This window comes from Chryseobacterium tagetis, assembly GCF_016735585.2.
GTDB lineage: Bacteria > Bacteroidota > Bacteroidia > Flavobacteriales > Weeksellaceae > Chryseobacterium > Chryseobacterium tagetis.
In genome coordinates this window covers 261,503-280,134 of the sequence record NZ_JAERSE020000005.1, presented here as the reverse complement: position 1 = coordinate 280,134, position 18,632 = coordinate 261,503, and the positions used below count along the sequence as shown (strand labels likewise).

At 34.0% G+C, this 18,632-nt stretch carries 18 protein-coding genes; 6 read left to right on the top strand and 12 right to left on the bottom strand.

Annotated elements, in window-relative coordinates:
* Nucleotides 1-57 precede the first annotated feature (57 nt).
* The 7 genes from JI747_RS18130 to JI747_RS18100 form a co-directional block, all read right to left on the bottom strand.
* The gene (locus JI747_RS18130; protein ID WP_225690276.1) at nucleotides 58-519 is read right to left on the bottom strand and encodes a regulatory protein RecX; all 462 of its coding nucleotides are present in this window, start codon (nucleotides 517-519) and stop codon (nucleotides 58-60) included.
* Nucleotides 520-586: 67 nt separating this feature from the next.
* Nucleotides 587-1,852, bottom strand: a complete 1,266-nt coding sequence (glyA, locus tag JI747_RS18125; protein WP_225690275.1) for a serine hydroxymethyltransferase — start codon at nucleotides 1,850-1,852, stop codon at nucleotides 587-589.
* Between the two features lie 106 nt (nucleotides 1,853-1,958).
* A complete protein-coding gene (gene arsB / locus JI747_RS18120) occupies nucleotides 1,959-2,996 on the bottom strand; it encodes an ACR3 family arsenite efflux transporter (protein WP_225690274.1) in 1,038 nt (345 codons plus the stop codon).
* A gap of 1 nt (nucleotide 2,997) precedes the next feature.
* Nucleotides 2,998-3,609 carry an arsenate-mycothiol transferase ArsC gene (locus JI747_RS18115; protein ID WP_225690273.1) on the bottom strand — a complete coding sequence of 204 codons (612 nt, stop codon included), beginning with the start codon at nucleotides 3,607-3,609 and terminating at the stop codon, nucleotides 2,998-3,000.
* Nucleotides 3,610-3,635: 26 nt separating this feature from the next.
* Complete coding sequence (locus JI747_RS18110) at nucleotides 3,636-4,109, bottom strand: DUF6428 family protein (protein ID WP_225690272.1); 474 nt, start codon at nucleotides 4,107-4,109, stop codon at nucleotides 3,636-3,638.
* 60 nt (nucleotides 4,110-4,169) lie between these two features.
* Nucleotides 4,170-4,496 carry an ArsR/SmtB family transcription factor gene (locus JI747_RS18105; RefSeq protein WP_225690271.1) on the bottom strand — a complete coding sequence of 109 codons (327 nt, stop codon included), beginning with the start codon at nucleotides 4,494-4,496 and terminating at the stop codon, nucleotides 4,170-4,172.
* A gap of 280 nt (nucleotides 4,497-4,776) precedes the next feature.
* Nucleotides 4,777-5,676 (bottom strand): NAD(P)/FAD-dependent oxidoreductase, encoded by a 900-nt coding sequence (locus JI747_RS18100; RefSeq protein WP_225690270.1) that lies wholly within the window; start codon nucleotides 5,674-5,676, stop codon nucleotides 4,777-4,779.
* Nucleotides 5,677-5,847: 171 nt separating this feature from the next.
* On the opposite strand from JI747_RS18100, the gene JI747_RS18095 reads away from it, so the two are divergent.
* Nucleotides 5,848-6,246 (top strand): Fur family transcriptional regulator, encoded by a 399-nt coding sequence (locus JI747_RS18095; protein ID WP_225690269.1) that lies wholly within the window; start codon nucleotides 5,848-5,850, stop codon nucleotides 6,244-6,246.
* Here the strand turns inward: JI747_RS18095 and JI747_RS18090 are convergent.
* From JI747_RS18090 to JI747_RS18070, 5 genes are all read right to left on the bottom strand, one after another.
* Nucleotides 6,233-6,799, bottom strand: a complete 567-nt coding sequence (locus JI747_RS18090; protein WP_225690268.1) for a hypothetical protein — start codon at nucleotides 6,797-6,799, stop codon at nucleotides 6,233-6,235. The genes JI747_RS18095 and JI747_RS18090 overlap by 14 nt on opposite strands.
* Before the next feature lie 130 nt (nucleotides 6,800-6,929).
* Complete coding sequence (locus tag JI747_RS18085) at nucleotides 6,930-8,132, bottom strand: efflux RND transporter periplasmic adaptor subunit (RefSeq protein WP_225690267.1); 1,203 nt, start codon at nucleotides 8,130-8,132, stop codon at nucleotides 6,930-6,932.
* Between the two features lie 99 nt (nucleotides 8,133-8,231).
* Complete coding sequence (locus JI747_RS18080) at nucleotides 8,232-9,500, bottom strand: ABC transporter permease (RefSeq protein ID WP_225690266.1); 1,269 nt, start codon at nucleotides 9,498-9,500, stop codon at nucleotides 8,232-8,234.
* Nucleotides 9,501-9,555: 55 nt separating this feature from the next.
* Entirely contained in the window at nucleotides 9,556-10,785 is a 1,230-nt protein-coding gene (locus JI747_RS18075; RefSeq protein ID WP_225690265.1) for an ABC transporter permease, read from the bottom strand.
* A gap of 90 nt (nucleotides 10,786-10,875) precedes the next feature.
* Complete coding sequence (locus JI747_RS18070) at nucleotides 10,876-11,565, bottom strand: ABC transporter ATP-binding protein (RefSeq protein WP_225690264.1); 690 nt, start codon at nucleotides 11,563-11,565, stop codon at nucleotides 10,876-10,878.
* 429 nt (nucleotides 11,566-11,994) lie between these two features.
* Between JI747_RS18070 and JI747_RS18065 the strand changes: the two genes are divergently transcribed.
* From JI747_RS18065 to JI747_RS18045, 5 genes are all read left to right on the top strand, one after another.
* Entirely contained in the window at nucleotides 11,995-12,969 is a 975-nt protein-coding gene (locus tag JI747_RS18065) for a ribonucleotide-diphosphate reductase subunit beta (protein WP_225690263.1), read from the top strand.
* Nucleotides 12,970-13,114: 145 nt separating this feature from the next.
* On the top strand, nucleotides 13,115-13,402 hold the full coding sequence (locus tag JI747_RS18060) for a hypothetical protein (protein ID WP_225690262.1): 288 nt from the start codon (nucleotides 13,115-13,117) through the stop codon (nucleotides 13,400-13,402).
* A gap of 50 nt (nucleotides 13,403-13,452) precedes the next feature.
* The gene (locus JI747_RS18055) at nucleotides 13,453-15,120 is read left to right on the top strand and encodes a ribonucleoside-diphosphate reductase subunit alpha (protein ID WP_317197635.1); all 1,668 of its coding nucleotides are present in this window, start codon (nucleotides 13,453-13,455) and stop codon (nucleotides 15,118-15,120) included.
* Nucleotides 15,121-15,277: 157 nt separating this feature from the next.
* Nucleotides 15,278-17,434 (top strand): T9SS type A sorting domain-containing protein, encoded by a 2,157-nt coding sequence (locus JI747_RS18050; RefSeq protein WP_225690261.1) that lies wholly within the window; start codon nucleotides 15,278-15,280, stop codon nucleotides 17,432-17,434.
* Nucleotides 17,435-17,632: 198 nt separating this feature from the next.
* Nucleotides 17,633-18,523 (top strand): DUF72 domain-containing protein, encoded by an 891-nt coding sequence (locus tag JI747_RS18045; protein ID WP_225690260.1) that lies wholly within the window; start codon nucleotides 17,633-17,635, stop codon nucleotides 18,521-18,523.
* The last annotated feature ends 109 nt before the right edge of the window (nucleotides 18,524-18,632 follow it).

The window sequence follows — 18,632 nt, the reverse complement described above, 5'->3', positions numbered from 1 at the left end:
TGCCACAAAACTATATATTTTTCTTTTTAAACAAAAAAAAATGAAATTATATAAATGTTAACTATCAATCAAATGTAAAATTTCTTCATATTCAAAGCCTCTACTTAAAAGATATTTAACAGTTTTCACCTTTCTCTGATATTCTTTCAATCCTTTTTGCTTACTATAGTAATCTTCATATATTTTTCGGAGTGTTTCTTCATAATCCGTTTTGTCAATCTCATTGAAACAGGAATTGATTAGTTTTTCTGAAATCTGTTTCTGTTTCAGGTTGATTTTAATTTTATTTCTGCCCCAATGTTTAATGTAAAACTTCCCCCGAATGTAGCTTCTGGTAAACCTTTCTTCATTCAGATAATTTTCTTTTAAAAGATAAAGCATGATCTCTTCTTTCGCCTCCTCAATTAATAAAAATTCCTTCATTTTCTGTTCTACTTCTGCATGACAACGATCCTGATAAACACAATAGTTCACCAGTTTCAGTTTAATTTCATCAAAAGTAAAAGATTTCTTTTCCATAGTTTATGGGATAAAAAAAGAATGAGCAAACTGCCCATTCCTTATATTTCGTTAACGAAGATAATTATTAATAATTGAATAATGCTTTACCTTCCATTAATTCATTAACTTTCTTTCTTACAGAAGTAATCACTTCTTCATTTTTGATATTGTCAACCACGTCAGAAACAAATCCTGCAATTGTATCCATATCGTTTTCTTTCAATCCTCTTGTTGTGATCGCTGCAGTTCCCAATCTGATCCCAGAAGTTGTGAATGGTGATTTATCATCAAACGGAACCATGTTTTTGTTACAAGTAATATCAGCAAGAACCAAAGCTTTTTCAGTTTCTTTACCGTTTACATTTTTATTTCTAAGGTCAACAAGCATCAAATGGTTGTCTGTTCCTCCGCTTACGATATCAAATCCTCTGTCGATCATCGCTTTTGCCAACGCCTGAGCGTTTGACTGAACTTGTTTTGCATACGTTAAGAACTGATCATCCAAAGCTTCACCAAAAGCAACTGCTTTACCAGCAATCACGTGCTCTAACGGCCCCCCTTGAATTCCCGGGAAAACAGCTCCGTCAAGAACCTGACTCATCATTTTGATCTCTCCTTTTGGAGTTTTGTGGCCGTATGTGTTTTCAAAATCTTTCCCCATCATGATCATCCCTCCTCTTGGACCTCTTAATGTCTTGTGAGTAGTAGTTGTCACAACATGGCAGTGTTCGAATGGATTATTTAAAAGACCTTTTGCCACCAAACCTGCAGGGTGTGCGATATCTGCCCAAAGTGTAGCTCCGATCTCATCAGCAACTTCTCTGAATTTAGCATAATCCAAATCTCTTGAATAAGCAGAGAATCCAGCGATAAGCATTTTTGGTCTTTCTCTTAAAGCCACTTCTCTCATCTGATCATAATCAATAAGACCTGTCTCCTGCTGAACTCCGTAAGAAACTACATCGTATTGGATACCAGAGAAATTCACAGCTGAACCATGAGTAAGGTGACCTCCCATTGAAAGATCCATTCCCATGATTTTATCCCCCGGTTTCAAAACGGCCAAGTAAATTGCGGCATTAGCCTGAGAACCAGAATGTGGCTGAACATTTACATAGTCTACTCCGAAAAGCTCTTTAGCTCTATTGATCGCCAAAGTCTCAACCTCATCTACTACTTCGCATCCTCCGTAATATCTTTTACCAGGATATCCTTCTGCATATTTGTTAGTCAATACGCTTCCCATTGCTTTCATTACATTCTCAGAAACAAAGTTTTCTGATGCAATCATCTCAATTCCATGGGTTTGTCTTTGTCTTTCTTTTTCAATCAGGTCGAAAATAATGTCCATTTTACTTTTAGTTTTTGAAATTTTTCACCCCAAATGTACGGAAAATCCTTTGAGATTTTGGTATTGCGAAAGATGATTTTTTGTTTTAAAATTTCATTTTCATTCATTAATTTGTCAATTTATACGTCTTTTTAAGAAATAAACTGGCTTTAACTAATAAAATTAATACCGGAACTTCTACTAAAGGACCAATCACTCCAACGAATGCCTGTGATGAATGAATTCCAAATACTGCAATACTTACAGCAATTGCCAATTCAAAATTATTTCCGGTTGCTGTAAAAGCAATCGACGCATTTTTATCATAGGGAACTTTCATTAATTTATTTATAAAAAAACTAAGAAAAAACATCAATATGAAATAAATGACCAGCGGAATGGCAATTTTTATAACATCCATAGGCAATTCCAAAATTTTATCGCCTTTTAGGCTAAACATTAAGACAATAGTAAATAATAAAGCATATAAAGTAACCGGAGAAATTATGGGGATAAATTTTCGGTTGTACCATTCTTTTCCTTTTGATTTTATTAAAAAATATCTACTTAAAAACCCGGCCAGAAAAGGGATTCCCAAATAAATTAAAACACTTTCTGTCACCTCTCTGATGGGTACAGAAACACTAAAATTTCCCAATCCTAATTTTTGAGGGAGAACATCAATAAATAACCACACCAGAAAACTGTATGATACAATCTGAAAAATACTGTTGAGAGCGATAAGCAAGGCTGCATATTCTCTATTTCCTTTTGCTAAATCATTCCAAACTATTACCATAGCAATGCATCTTGCCAAGCCGATCAGAATAAGACCAATCATAAATTCAGGATCATTTCTGAGAAAGATAACAGCCAAAATAAACATTAAGACCGGTCCAATAATCCAGTTGAGCAGCAATGATATGGATATCACTTTTTTATCTTTGAAAATTTGTGGAAGCAATGCATAATCTACTTTTGCTAATGGAGGATACATCATCAGTATTAATCCTATTGCCAGTGGTATATTGGTTGTACCCGAAGAAAATGAATTTACCCTTATTGATATGCCAGGAAAAAAATAGCCTAAGCTTACCCCGACAATCATCGCCAGAAAAATCCATAGGGTTAAATATCTATCAAGAAATTTTAATTGAGGATTCATTTTATTTATTGATATTCGAAAAAACATAAAACATTTCTGCAGCAATCTGCAGGCTTCTTTCATTATATACTTTTGTCTGCTCAGATGTGCCGTCAGAAATTTTCGGATCTTCAAATGTTATTGGAATTCGTTTTTCTGCACCTGCAATAAAAGGGCAATCTCCATCCGCCTGTGAACAAGTCATAATAGCAGCAAAACTATTCTTTGGATTAAAAGGATCGTCATATGTTTTTGAAAACCCAATAATCGGCACAGCATTTTCAGCATATTTTATAACATATACAGGATTCTCATTTTCATTTAATTTCCAAATATTAAAACCAGAATCAAATAATGTCTCTGCTATTTTTGGAAACAAAGCTATTGCTTCTGTACCTCCAGAATAACAATTCACATTTGAAATTTTAAAATAAGCCGATGCTGTTTGAGCCCATATTTGTGCAAAGTGACTCCTTCGAGAATTATGGGTACATATAAAATTAATATCTATTGATTTTTGATCTTTTACTTTCTGTTGTATAAAATCTATCAATGGCTGCAAAATACTCTTCCTGTCCTCGTTAATATTTTGAGAAAGAACTTCTTCTATATATATTGATAACTTATCATTCATTTTTTAATCTCAAATAAAAGTTAATATTAGCAGCACCCAGAATCAGGCGAACAGAAATTCTGCTTATTTCCGGACAGATCACTCAAATTCATTTTTTGCTTTTGAGGAGGAATTCCACATGCATCTTGGGCAAGACAGGCCGTCAGTTTATTTTTTAACACAAAATTCTTTCCGTTGAATTCAAGATCGTACTTTCCAATTGTTGTGTCCTGATATTCCACTTCTATTTCAAAATTTCCAATCCCTAGTTTTTCTTCAGATAAATTAATAATATGAAGAAGTTTACCCGGCTTTAAACGATGTTCGTAATCATCTGCATTCCAAAGCTGAAAGTTTACCTTTTCCTCTTTTCTCATCGTTCCGCCACAATCCATGAAGTTTTTCGTAACCATTCCGATTTCGGTTACATGAAAATGTTCCGGTACAAATTGTCCGTTTTCAAGCTCAAATTCCACATTGTCTAATGTTGGAAGAATTTCTTTGATTTGTTCTAGTGTCATAACATAATTTATTTTAAATTGCAATATCGCAATATTACGATAATTAGTTTCAAAAAAATTTTAACAGCAGTTTTGCTTTTTTACAGTCGAGATGATATTGGAGAAAAATACATTCAGAATTTCAAAAGCTTTTTCATCTATACAATAACAAATTGAGTTCCCTTCAATATTTCCTTTAATTAATCCCGCATTTTTCAATTCTTTCAGATGTTGAGAGACGGTAGGTTGCGCCAAAGGAAGCTCATTTACGATGTCGCCGCAAATGCATTCATTCACTTTCAGTAAATATTCAATGATCGCAATTCTTGCAGGATGTCCTAATGCTTTTGCAATCGTTGCAATTTTATTTTGCTGCTCGGTAAAAAAATCGGTTTTGGTTGCTCCCATGATTTAAACTATATCGCAATATTACGATAATAAATTGTACCAACAAATTAAATTATAAAAAATTGAAAGGGTCTAAATAAAAAATAACCTGATTAATTTTTATTTAACCACAAAAGGCACAAAAGATTTGGATAATACGCTAAATCATAAAAAGAAAGTATAAGCCTTTAAAAATCTTTGATTACATTCTTTTGAGGGCTTTTATATGATAACAAATGTATAAAGCTTTTGTTCCTTTTGTGGGTAAATTTATTTTAAACAAACTCGATATGTAGAAACTCTAAAACTCTTCTTCAGACAGCTCTTTATTCACAACAGCTCCGGCAAAATTCCCTTGTGCAACGGCATTGGCAACCGACCTCATCATCGTCACATTGTCTCCGCAAGCAAAAACTCCCGGAATATTTGTTTTCTGCATCATATCTACTTTGATAAAGCCATTTTCATTTAGCTCAATCCCTAGATCTTCTACCTTGACGTTGTGTTCGAAACCTATTTTTGCATACAATGCTTTCAAGGAAATTTCTTTTCCGTTTTTAAAAATAATTTTCTGAATGTTTCCGTTTTTGTGCTGAACTTTTTCTATTTCGTCTTCAATAATGTGGATGTTATTCCGTGCAAATTTTTCAGTCTGCTCTTTATTTAAAGCAGATGTTCCGTTGGTAAACAAAGTCAGATCTTTTGTTAAATTGAACACCAGTTTTGAGAAATCAAACGCAATATCTCCATTAGAAAGAACTCCTGTTACTTCCCCTTTCACTTCGTACCCATGACAATAGGGACAATGAATCACGGAAATTCCCCAACATTCTGCAAATCCGGCAATATCGGGCATGACATCTTTAATTCCTGAAGCAAGAATCAGTTTTTTAGCAGTAAAGATTTCCCCATTTTCTGTCTTTATTGTAAAAATTTCAGAATCTTTTTCCATTTTCGCGAGTACTCCATCATGAAATTTTACCGTTTCATATTCTAAAACCTGAACTTTAGCCAAATCAGAAATCTCTTTCGGGGTTTTCCCGTCGTGTGTAATGAAATTATGTGAATGTGGAGTCTGCCGGTTACATGGCTTTCCACTATCAATAATCAAAACATTTCGTAACGATCTTCCTAAAGCCATTGCTGCTGATAAACCGGAATAGCTTCCTCCAATGATAATGACATCAAATTTATTTTCCATAGGTATTTTGCTTATTGCTTATTGCTTATTGCTTATTGCTTATTGCTTATTGCTTATTGCTTATTGCTTATTGCTTATTGCTTATTGCTTATTGCTTATTGCTTATTGCAAATGTAGAACAAATTTCCATTAATGCGACTTAATCGCAATAATAATTTTTATATTTGCAGTATGGCAAAGAGAAATACCACCACCAAACAATTAATTCTGGATTCATTAAAGAACTCAAAGTCTGCGGTGAGTCAGGAAATTCTACAAAAAGAACTGGGTGAAGCTGTGGACCGTGCAACGATTTATCGAGTTTTAAACAGCTTTTGTGAAGACGGAATTGTTCACAAAATTTTGGGTGATGACGGAAAATATTATTTTGCTGTTTGCGTGAACTGCTCGGAGAAAAAGCATAAACACAATCATTTTCATTTCCGATGTTTGTCGTGCGGTAAAATAGAATGTTTACCGAATGAAATGGAAGTGAAGTTACCGGAAGGCTATCAATCAGTTAATTTTAATGGTTTTATTTCGGGATATTGTGCAAATTGTTCGAATTCTTCTCTTTTTAAACAACAATAAATTTCTGATTAACCATTTCTGCCTTTATTTTTAAAATTTGATTTGCCCAATAATTTGTTCTTTCTATTTTGTCCGGAAATTCAGTTTTAGAAAGATTCTGGCAGGAAACTAAATTACCTTGATATTCCTCCAACCTATTTTTCAAATACACTTCATAGTCTTTTGGATTTTGAGGAATATAACCAATTCCGTCACAACCACAGGTGTGAAAAACTTTTCCGATTTGGTAAAGCCCTTCGATAATTTTCCATTCTTTGATTGCAGTCTTTTTCGGAGCTTTAAAATCCCGCCCCAAATCAGCCATTAGGCTTTCACATTCAGGACATTTTATAGGACGGTTTTCAATTTCGAAAATTAATTCATCTAATTTATTACGTTCTTTTTTTGTAAAAACCGTTCCTACTTTTCGAATAGATTTTCCGTTAAGCTCATGATAAATTTTATCTTTCTCAATTCTTGCTAAAATATCATAAGAATCAATTTGCTTAAAAGATTTTCTACAACTGAAACATGCGTAATGAGGTTTATATGTTTTTCCTGCGTATCTACACATGGCTTTAATTTTAATGGAAATCAAATTTACTTATTTTCAAATAGGATTGCTTCATTTCTTGCAATGACACAAAAAAATCCTGAGAAAAATATCTCAGGATCACAGTTTGAAAATTTATAGTGTTAGTTTACTATTTTTTTGACTTTTCTTTCAGCTCTTCTTTGTCTTTATCTGACGGATTCCAGACTTTTACTTCAGAATTCTGATCAATTCCTGATCCCGGAAGAATCTGAACATTGATACCATCACTCGCTCCAAGTTTGATATACGTTTTTTTGAACTTTCCATCTTTTTGTTTTACTTCTACAAAAGGAACATCTTTTCCGTTCTTCTTTTCATATTGAACCAAAGATTCATCCAATAACAAAGCATTTTTCTGAGAGTTCAGTACAATTTCTCCGTTCGCTGAGAAACCGGCTCTGATGTATTCGTTGTTAGGATTTTCAACATCTCCTTCTACAGGAAACTTGATGGTTCCGCTGGTATCTTTTCCTTTAGGAGCAATCATTGTAAGTTTACCTGGGAAAGTTTTGTTCTGTAAAGCACCAATTACGATATTCATGCTCATTCCCTGTTTTAGTTTCCCAGCCTGTGCTTCATCAATTTCTCCCTGGAAGATCAAAGAGTTAAGATCTGCAATGGAACAAATGGTTGTACCCGCGTTGAAAGAGTTGGCTTCAATTACCTGACTTCCTACTTTTACAGGCACTTCAAGTACAGTTCCTGAAGCTTTGGAACGAATCTGCGTAGTGGCTAAACCTTGTAATTCAGGTGTTGAACCTGTTTTTGCAATCTGCAATGCTTTTTGCGCAGTAATTAATTGTTGCTGAGCATTTTTAAGCGTCTGCTCCTGAGAATACAACTGCTGTTGAGAATTTAAATATTCCTGTTTTGAAGCGACTCCCTGCTTATAGAGTTTGGCCTGCATTTCAAATTGCTTCTGCATATTATCTACATTCAGTTTGGCATTATTGATCTGAAGCTGAGAATTGGTAACATTCTGTTGTGCACTGTTTACATCAGAAAGATTCGGAACGATTCTTACTGTTGCAATCAATTGTCCTACCTCAACTTTATCTCCTTCATCTACTAATATTTTATCAATAATCCCTGCAATATTCGGTTTGATCTCAATTTCTTCTTTCGGAACGATTTTTCCGGTTGCCATCACTTTATCATCCATATTCTGAATGGTAGGTTTACGGGTGAGAAAAGCCTCGCTCTCTTTAGAATTCGATTTCACCAGATACCCGATTCCCGAGAATAACGCCACTGCAAATAAAAGCCCCAAGAAAATGTAAATGGCTTTTTTCCAAGTGAATTTCTTTTTCATATGTATAGTTTATTTTTTAAGTTTTATTAAAAATTGAAAGATTAAATCATTAAAAGATTACTTTCCATTATCAAATTTTCAAATTGATTCATTTTCAAATTATTCCGTTCTTAAAGCTTCGATAGGTCTGATTTTTACCGCTCTCTGTGCCGGAATCATTCCGATGATCAATCCCAGAATAACCATTACCGCCATTGCCGCGAAAACGTTTCCGTAATTTACCGTCGGATTATAAAACGGAAAGGAATCCTGACCTTTTGTAGCCATATCTAAAATCATTAAGACAAAAATTCCTGACATGAATCCGAGCAATCCGGACGAAAGCGTGATTACCACACTTTCCAGCAAAATCTGGTTTCGCACTTCAGAAGGTTTTGCCCCTAAAGCTCTTCTGATCCCAATTTCTTTGGTTCTTTCTTTTACTGTAATTAAAAGAATGTTTGAAATTGCAATAACCCCAGCAAGAATCGTTAATGTTCCTACAATAATGGTTAAAAGCTGCATTCCTGATAAAAACCCAGTCAGTTTTTTAAATTCTTTTCCAAGGTTAAAAGTTCCGAAAGCATTTGTATCATCCGGTGACACATTATTTTTTGATTTCAACTGTTGTCTTACCTTTTCCTCTACTTTATTTACATCTGCATTCGGCTTGCTTACAATCGCGAAAAAATCCACATTATCACCGTTGTTGTACATTTTTGTAAAAGTTGAAAGCGGAATAAAAACCGTTTGGTCGTTTTCCATTCCCCCTCCTTTTTTCACTCTGAAAACTCCGATAACATTAAAGAAAATTCCTTTGATATTAATGGATTTCCCTAATGGATTTTCATTCTTTTTAGCATCGAAAAAGTTTTTGTAAACTTCTTCTCCAATGACTACCACATTTTTATTTTGTGAAATATCCGCATCGTTAAGATATCTTCCGAATATTAATTTTTTCTCTGAGATTTTATTTCCTAAAGGATAATCACCATTCAAAGTATAGGTAGCAGATTTTCCGTTTCTGGACATCTGTTCTCCTGCATTTCCAAAGTTTCCTCTTGAATTCTGTGGAGAAATGTAATCTATTTCCGGAATTTTTCTTTTTAATATTTCAATGTCTTCAAGCTTCAGATGAACCTGTCTTCCTTTCGGGAAACCGTCATAAGGAATCGATGTATTCTGAGCCCAAAGGAAAATAGAGTTTGTTGCAAATCCCGAAAACAATTTATCGAAACCGTTTTCCATCCCTTTTGCTGCTCCAAGCAAACTCACATACAAAAACATACCCCAACCCACACCAATCATGGTAAGGAATGTTCGAAGCTTATTATTCCTCAGTGAATAATAAATTTCCTGCCAAGTATCTTTTTTAAATATTATGTTCACTTTATTTAATTATTAATGATGAATTATGAATTATAAATGATCACTTTCAGCCGAACTATTCTGTTCTTAGCGCTTCAATCGGTTTAATTCTTGATGCTCTGTATGCCGGTACAAATCCTGCAATCAATCCAGAAAAAATCAGCGCGATGAATGCCATAATGATCGTTCCCCATCCTACGCTCGGACTTTTAATAAAATATTCTTCAAGATTATCTCCGATTAAATTTAAAGCTAAAATTCCCAATCCTACTCCAACAAATCCCGAAACTACGGTTATCACAACACTTTCCTGAACAATCAAAGCAACAATACTTCTCGGTTTTGCACCAATAGCTTTTCGAACCCCAATTTCTTTAGTTCTTTCTTTTACGATATAAACCATAATGTTGCTGATCCCGATAATTCCAGCCAACAATGTTCCCATCCCGATAAATCCTACAATGGCCGTAAGAACCGCCATGAAAGTAAATGTATCGTTCATGTTCTGAGCATTATTCCAGACTCTTACCCCATTTTCATCGTTGGGAGAAACATTTTTTCTGGCTTTTAATCTTTCTTTTAATTCGTCACCATATTTTATAGCTTCCTGCGGACTTAATTTATCATTGTAAGCGATATAATTGATACTCACCGTATCGGAACCTTTTTTCATTTGCTGCAATGTTGTAATAGGAACTGTAATGTGTCTTTCATCCCAGTCACCGCCGTCATCAGAGAAAACTCCTACGACTTTAAACATTGTACCATTTATATTCAATTCTTTTCCAACCGGACTTCCGTTTTTAATTAAATCTCTTTGAACCATTCTTCCGATTACCGCAACATTTTGCTTTCTATCCAAATCTGTTGGGGTCAGATAACGGCCGTCCAGCATTTTTCGGTTTTCGATGATTTTTTCTTCAGGTTCAGCCCCGTTAATTTGATAATTCCCGCTTTCTTTACCATATTTAACTAATAAATTTGCGGTGTATCTCGGTGTAGAACTTCCTACTTTTTCTTTATCTACATTCACCAGGAAATCGTAATCAGAATTATTCATCGTGACAATTCTGTCAGATTGAAGTCCTTTGTAAGCAATGGTTGTTTTTCCTGTAACGATTGAAATCAAATTTTGAGCATCTCTCGCAAAGCCTTGTGTGAAAGCATTCTGAAGTCCCGTTCCGATTCCGAAAAGCACAATAAAAATAAATAACCCTAAAGCCACGGTAAAACCGGAAAGCACCGTTCGCAATACATTACTGCGAATCGAACTGAATATTTCCTGCCAACGATCTAGGTCGAACATTTTTTTATTATTAAAAGTTTAAAAATTGAAATATGAAAGCATTATCAGCTTTACTATTCAAGCTCTTTCATGATTAAGTCTAAAATTCATTTATAAAACAATCTGCTTTATAAACTCATCACTTTCTATAATCCCGTCACGCAGAATAACATTACGTTTTGTTTGCGCAGCTACATCAGGTTCGTGCGTTACAACAATGATTGTTTTCCCTTCATTATTAATATCCTGAAGAAGCTTCATAATATCGTGTGTTGTTTTAGAATCCAAAGCTCCGGTCGGTTCATCCGCCAGAACTACTTTCGGATTCGTGATCAAAGCTCTTGCAATCGCAACTCTTTGTTTCTGTCCCCCGGAAAGTTCATTCGGCAAGTGATTTGCCCATTGTGCAAGACCTACTTTTTCTAAGTATTCCATTGCTTTTTTGTCACGCTCTTTTCTTGGAACATTCTGGTAATATAAAGGAAGCGCAACATTGTCCAATGCAGTTTTATAACCAATCAGATTAAATGACTGGAAAATGAATCCCAAAAATTTACTTCTGTATTCCGCAGATTTTATTTCAGACAAATGTTCGATAGGAACGCCATCCAGTTCATAAGTTCCTGAATCTTTTTCATCCAAGATACCGATGATATTAAGAAGGGTAGATTTTCCGGAACCCGAACTTCCCATAATGGAAACAAATTCTCCTTCATTAATATTCAGGTTGATTCCCTTGAGAACGTGCAGTTTACTCTTACCCGTATCGTATGACTTATGTAAATTTTGAATTACTAACATTAAGTGGTTTTCATTTGTTTTCTTATAAGTAGGAGATATTTTTATTTTGTTACAAGAATTACAATTAATTAAAATTTTTAATTGTTTAACAATTAATCAATTAAAATACAGTAATTTACAAAATATCGTTTAAGTAAAAAGAATGTAAAACACATAAATTTAAAAGCTAAGTATCTCTAAACCAATGATAGAGCAGGTTCTTAACAAATGTGGAAAACTTTTACCTTTCAAATTCAAACATTTAAGCTTTTCCCCTTTCAAAATAGGATGCTGTTTTCTAACTTTGTGCTTCGCAGGTCACGAGAGATGAAGGAAAATTAAGGTGGATAAGTTTACCAAACAACCACCTGACATTCAATCCATTATTCATTTCTCGAATGTTATTCACACGGATCGTTTTTTGTAAAATTTTAAAGACATTATTTTAATATGGGAATTTTTGATAAAAGAGTAAGTTATAAGCCATTTGAATATCCTGAGGTTCTTCAATTCGTAGAGGCGATCAACAAATCGTTCTGGGTACATTCGGAAGTGGATTTTACTGCAGATGTTCAGGATTTTCATTCGCAACTTGAACCTCACGAAAAGCACGCTGTAAAAAATGCTTTGTTAGCCATTGCACAGATCGAGGTGTCTGTAAAGACATTCTGGGGAAACCTATACAGTCACATGCCAAAACCTGAGCTTAATGGTTTGGGAGCGACTTTTGCAGAATGTGAGTTCCGTCACTCTGAAGCATATTCTCGTTTGCTTGAGGTATTAGGATATAATGAAGAATTTACGCAGGTTGTAGAAGTTCCTGCTTTAAAAAAGAGAATCGACTTCTTGGCAAATGTTCTTAAACACGCCAATTCTGCAACACCGAAAGAGTACGTTTCTTCTCTTTTATTGTTCAGTATTTTGATTGAAAACGTTTCTCTGTTCTCACAATTTGCCATTATCCTTTCTTTCACAAGATTCAAAGGGTACATGAAAAATGTTTCCAATATTATCGCTTGGACTTCTATTGATGAGCAGATTCATGCAAACGGCGGAATTTATTTAATCAATAAAATTCGTGAAGAACAGCCAGATTTATTAACAGATTCTGATATTGAAGATATCTATACATTGGTTGACCAGTCTATTGAACTGGAAGGCGAAATCCTAGACTGGATCTTTGAATTAGGAGAACTAAGCGTTTTCTCAAAAGAAGATTTATTAAACTTCATGAAATACCGTGTTGACGACAGCTTAAAGAAAATCAACATGAATACAAGATACAACGTTTCTCCTGAACAATACAGACCAATGGTTTGGTTCGAAGAAGAAGTGTTCGCGAATTCTATGGATGATTTCTTTGCAAAAAGACCGGTAGATTACACGAAACACGATAAGAGTATTACAGCGAACGATCTTTTCTAGTTTTTAGATTAGAAAAAGCGCGAGCGAAGCGAGCGTCAAAACACTTAGTATTAGCGATGTCATCCTGAGCAAAGTCGAAATATTTTTAAAAATAAAGATTCTTTGTTCCTCAGAATGACAAAACCAATCAAATCAAACACAAAAAATGATTAATGTAATGGTAACCTATACCGTAAAACCGGAATTCGTTTCAGAAAATAAAACGAATATTCAGAATTTTTTGGAGGATTTCAAAAAATTGGATCCGGCAACTTTTGATTATAAAGTATATCTGAAAGAAGATGGTGTTACATTTTTACATTCTTCAAGCTATATCAATGAAGAGGTACAACATGAGGTTCTGAATGTTCCGTCTTTTAAAGAATTTCAAAGATTAAGAGATGAAAGCGGATTGAACGGTTCGCATACAGTAGAAATTTTACAATCAATATAAAAAAGCAACGAAATTCCTGAGTGTGTAAAAGCATTCGGGAATTCGAAAATATAAGGACTATGGAAGAACAAAACAACAATATATGGTGGCTCAATGAAGAATCTGAGCAAATGCTTAACAGAGGATATCTTCTAAAAGGGGAAACAGTAGACGGAGCTATTGAAAGAATTACCACTGCTGCTGCCAAAAAACTTTACAAACCTGAACTTCAGCCTGCATTCAAAGAAATGATTACTAAAGGCTGGATCAGTTTCTCATCTCCTGTTTGGGCCAACATGGGAACACAGAGAGGTCTTCCTATTTCTTGTTTCAATGTTCACATTCCGGACAGCATTGAAGGGATTACTCACAAAATGGGTGAGGTAATCATGCAGACAAAGATCGGAGGAGGAACTTCAGGATATTTCGGGGAACTTCGTAACAGAGGAACTGCCGTTACAGACAACGGAAAATCTTCAGGAGCTGTTTCTTTCATGAAGCTTTTTGATACGGCAATGGATGTTGTTTCTCAAGGTGGAGTAAGAAGAGGCGCTTTTGCAGCTTATTTGGATATTGACCACGGAGATATTGAAGAATTTTTATCCATCAAAGATATCGGAAGTCCGATCCAGAACTTATTTACAGGAGTTTGCGTTCCTGATTACTGGATGCAGGATATGATTGATGGCGATATGGAAAAACGTAAAGTCTGGGCAAGAGTATTGGAAAGCCGTCAGCAAAAAGGTCTTCCTTATATTTTCTTTACCGATAACGTCAACAGAAACAAACCTCAGGTTTATAAAGATTTAGGATTGCCTGTAAATGCAAGTAATCTTTGCTCGGAAATCATGCTTCCTTCTTCAAGAGAAGAGTCTTTCATATGCTGTTTATCGTCGATGAACTTAGAATTGTATGATGAGTGGAAAGATACAGATGCTGTAAAATTAGCAGTGTACTTCTTAGATGCAGTTTTATCAGAATTTATTGACAAAACGGAAGGAAATTATTATCTTCAGGGAGCAAGAAACTTCGCAATGCGTCACAGAGCACTTGGATTGGGTGTTTTAGGATACCATTCTTATCTACAGAAAAACATGATTCCGTTTGAAAGTTTTGAAGCGACGCAGTTCAATGCAAGAGCTTTCAGACATATTAAAGAACAGGCAGAACAGGCTTCAAGAGAATTGGCCAATATCTACGGAGAGCCAGAATTATTGAAAGGATATGGACTGAGAAATACCACTACCATGGCAATCGCTCCTACGACTTCAAGTTCTGCGATCTTAGGGCAAACTTCTCCTGGAATTGAGCCGTTTGCATCCAACTATTATAAAGCGGGTCTTGCGAAAGGAAACTTCATGCGTAAGAACAAATATTTGGCAAAACTGCTAGAAGAAAAAGGTCTTGACAATGAAGAAACATGGAGAACGATCATGTTGAATCACGGATCTGTTCAGCACTTGAAAGAATTAACTGACGAAGAAAAAGCAGTATTCAAAACATTTAAAGAAATCTCTCCTATGGAGATTATTTCTCAGGCAGCACAAAGACAGCAATATATCGATCAGGCTCAGTCACTGAACTTACAAATTCCTTCTACAATGCCTGTAAAAGATGTAAACTATCTTTACATTGAAGCATGGAAAAAAGGGGTGAAGACATTATACTACCAAAGAAGCTCTTCGGTTTCTAAGGAACTAATGGTAAATTTTGTTAGCTGCTCAGCTTGTGAAGCTTAAGATCTGACAAATAATAACTAATTTATATAGTATCCGGCACGCTAAAGCGTGCCGGATACGTTTTTTTTCATATAATATATTGTACGTTTATTCCAAGTCTAAATAAGAAAGTATCAGAAAATACTGTAGATTTGCACAAAATACAAATATTCAATCGATGAAAAAAAAACTACTTATACTCAGTATAGGCTTTTTCTCAATAGCTCATGCTCAAAATCTAAATTTTACAGATTCAAAATTTAAAGCTTTAATTTTAAGTTCTACTTCCAGTAACAATATTGCAAAGGACCTAAGCGGAAATCCTATTGCTATCGATACAAACGGTGATGGAGAAATTCAATTATCAGAAGCCCAACAGGTAAGCATATTGAATATACAACAGGATTCTGCACAAAAATATATTAATCCTAACGGAAGCACTTCAGATCCCAGCAATATAAATTCAGCGTATTACAATAGTCATTTGGCTGACGGAATTTCAGATGCATTGCTATTCTCCAATCTTGAAGAACTGTATTTTTGGGATACCAAATCGGCAAATATCAGCTTCGTAAATAATAATAAAATTAAAAAAGTACAAGGGAGACCTATTTATTATGATTTTTCCCAGTCGGGTCAAACAACTGCATCCCCCATCAATCTTTCATTTGATAACTGCTTGGGCATCCAAAATATTAATGATATAATTGCTTATCAGGCAACCATGAACCCTTGGTACGCTCCAGAAAATAGTTTAACTATAAAAAACTGCACACAAATCACAGGTAATATTGTGTTCGATAATTTAGAGCTTAGAGAACTTTATATTGAAAATTTAAATATCAACACTTTAACATTTAATTCTTGTCGGTTTTTAACAAAAATTTCAGTCCCTAACTCAAATACCTTATCCAAAATTTCAGTCTTGGGAGAAACAGGATCATCAGTAACCAATGTCAATCAAAATATTGAATTAATTGCCAACAACTGTACCAGCTTGCAGGAAATTACCGCTGAAACAGATCATTACAATACAAACGGAGCTTATTTTTCTTCCATAAATGTTAATGGCTGTACAAGTTTAAAAAAAATTAAAGGACTTAACACCCCTTCCATTAATCTATCTACTGCAGGCTTAGTCAATCTTGAAGAACTTGATTGTGCATATTACAACAGATATGAATACAACACAACATCCGGAATTTATTTCGGAAATGTCACTTTATTAAATCTTACAGGATTACCAAAACTTAAAATTCTGAAAGCTTTTAACCAACGCATCACTAATAGTGTAAATTTTACTGCAGCAACAGAACTGGAAAACATTGATATTACGAATTCATGTGGTTATATGAATACCGTAGATGTAAGCAATCTTGCGAAGCTTCATACATTAAAAACTGAAAGAACTTTAACAACATTTACACAGGGAGATGATAGCCTTGAAAAAATCATTGCGAAAAACTGTCTTGTATTGTCTAATATTTATATCGCACGAAATTATGCTTTAAAAGAATTAACACTAGAAAACTGTCCTTTGATAGAAAATTTAGAAATAGGAATTAGCTATAACGGCAATTACTATCCTAATTTAGAAACTTTAAATGTCAAACTTTGTACTGGCTTAAAATCATTATCAGTTAAAAACACAAAAATTACAACCTTAAATTCTCATCAAAATCCAGCTTTAATTTCCTTATATCTGGACAATAATGAACTCTTATCACAAATAGATATATCTAACAATACAAATTTGGAAGATCTTACTGTTCAAAACATGCACTCAATATCACAAATAAATACTACAGCAAATATTAATTTAAAAAATATATGGTTTTATAATTGTTCCCTTATTAATCAACTCGATTTTTCAAATTCAAATACTTTAAACAGTATAAATATATTGGATATGCCCAATCTTGTTTCAGTGAATATAAAAAATGGATCAATTGAAAATGATGTTTATTTTTATAACTACAATCCCAACTTATCGGTATGTGTAGACAATGCTCAACTTGCAGATCTCCAAACAAATTTCCCCGACATTAATTTTACAACGAATTGTTCAAGCTCTGTTTTAAATACTGATACATCAAAACTGGTAAAAAAAGAAATCAATATTTTCCCCAACCCAGTAAAAGATTTTGTTACTGTAAAATCTCCTGATAATATTAAAAATATAAAAGTATTTGACGGACAGGGAAAATTAATAGTGAATCAGGATTTTAATCCGAATGATGTAAAAATTGATTTATCCAATTATCCAACTGGTTTTTATATTATAAAAATCAGGACAGATAAAAACGAAGTATCAGAAAAAATAATAAAGAACTAAGATATATTAATCACCTCTTTAATTAAAACAAAAACCGTAGAAATATTCTGCGGTTTTTTTATTTACTTTTTCCTTTAGGTCAAACAAAGCAAACATTTTTCACAGAAAAAAAGAACTAATTCACAAGTATTAGAGTGAATAAATACGAATATTAATCCCTTAAATTCTTAAATTAGCTATAGACTAAAATTTACTCTTATGAAATTCGGACAAGTAGAAGATCCTTCAAAAATAGATTTCACTTTACCTAAAGATCATCCAAGGACAAAAGACATATTAAAGCAGAATAAAAAAGGCTTGGAAAATATCTCTATCGGATGTGCCAAATGGAATAAAACCGATCTGAAAGGATTCTATCCAAAAGGAACAAAAGATGAGCTCTCCTATTATTCTACGCAATTCAATTCTATTGAGCTGAATGCAACTTTCTATGGAATGCCTACTCCGGAACAGGTACAGACGTGGAAAGAAAAAACACCGGCAGATTTTAAATTTTTTCCTAAAATCACCAATACAGTTTCTCACTTTAGAAGATTATTAAATATTGATGATGTGGTAACCCAGTTTGCTTCGGCAGTACTGAATTTTGATGAAAAACTAGGGATGGTTTTCCTTCAGCTTCACGACAATTTTAAGCCAAAAGATTATGAAAGATTAGAAAAATTTGTAAATAACTGGCCAAAAGAAGTTCCGCTGGCAATAGAATTAAGAAATACAGACTGGTTCACCGATGAAGAAATATTAAATAAAACCTGTGAACTTTTTGAGAAAAACAATATCACTAATATTATTGTAGACACAGCAGGAAGACGGGATATGCTTCACATGAGACTTACCACTCCCAATGCTTTTATCAGATACGTGGGTGCAAACGCAGAAAGCGATTATGAAAGATTAGACGACTGGCTAAAACATCTTACAGCATGGAAGAAAGAAGGACTTCAAAATCTTTATTTCTTCGTGCATCAGAATATTGAAAAAGCATCTCCTCTTTTATCCGCTTATTTTATCAAAAAAATGAATGAAGAATGGAAAACTGAGCTTAAAATCCCTCAAATGGCTGCTGAAAACATGCAAACACTGTTCTAAATCAGAATAAAAAATTCATCATAATAAAATTATTAATAAAAAAATAGTAAAATTTTAATAGAAAAAATCAAATAATCAATAATAAAAAACACAAAAAAACCAACATTTC

Bases quoted from the DNA above. Each gene is read 5' to 3' on its own strand.
- JI747_RS18105 (WP_225690271.1), bottom strand. From the start codon at position 4,496: ATGGGAGCAACCAAAACCGATTTTTTTACCGAGCAGCAAAATAAAATT.
- JI747_RS18085 (WP_225690267.1), bottom strand. From the start codon at position 8,132: ATGAAAAAGAAATTCACTTGGAAAAAAGCCATTTACATTTTCTTGGGG.
- JI747_RS18090 (WP_225690268.1), bottom strand. From the start codon at position 6,799: ATGTGTAGATACGCAGGAAAAACATATAAACCTCATTACGCATGTTTC.
- arsB (WP_225690274.1), bottom strand. From the start codon at position 2,996: ATGAATCCTCAATTAAAATTTCTTGATAGATATTTAACCCTATGGATT.
- JI747_RS18050 (WP_225690261.1), top strand. From the start codon at position 15,278: ATGAAAAAAAAACTACTTATACTCAGTATAGGCTTTTTCTCAATAGCT.
- JI747_RS18130 (WP_225690276.1), bottom strand. From the start codon at position 519: ATGGAAAAGAAATCTTTTACTTTTGATGAAATTAAACTGAAACTGGTG.
- JI747_RS18075 (WP_225690265.1), bottom strand. From the start codon at position 10,785: ATGTTCGACCTAGATCGTTGGCAGGAAATATTCAGTTCGATTCGCAGT.
- JI747_RS18115 (WP_225690273.1), bottom strand. From the start codon at position 3,609: ATGAATGATAAGTTATCAATATATATAGAAGAAGTTCTTTCTCAAAAT.
- JI747_RS18060 (WP_225690262.1), top strand. From the start codon at position 13,115: ATGATTAATGTAATGGTAACCTATACCGTAAAACCGGAATTCGTTTCA.
- JI747_RS18045 (WP_225690260.1), top strand. From the start codon at position 17,633: ATGAAATTCGGACAAGTAGAAGATCCTTCAAAAATAGATTTCACTTTA.
- JI747_RS18110 (WP_225690272.1), bottom strand. From the start codon at position 4,109: ATGACACTAGAACAAATCAAAGAAATTCTTCCAACATTAGACAATGTG.
- JI747_RS18070 (WP_225690264.1), bottom strand. From the start codon at position 11,565: ATGTTAGTAATTCAAAATTTACATAAGTCATACGATACGGGTAAGAGT.
- glyA (WP_225690275.1), bottom strand. From the start codon at position 1,852: ATGGACATTATTTTCGACCTGATTGAAAAAGAAAGACAAAGACAAACC.
- JI747_RS18100 (WP_225690270.1), bottom strand. From the start codon at position 5,676: ATGGAAAATAAATTTGATGTCATTATCATTGGAGGAAGCTATTCCGGT.
- JI747_RS18065 (WP_225690263.1), top strand. From the start codon at position 11,995: ATGGGAATTTTTGATAAAAGAGTAAGTTATAAGCCATTTGAATATCCT.
- JI747_RS18095 (WP_225690269.1), top strand. From the start codon at position 5,848: ATGGCAAAGAGAAATACCACCACCAAACAATTAATTCTGGATTCATTA.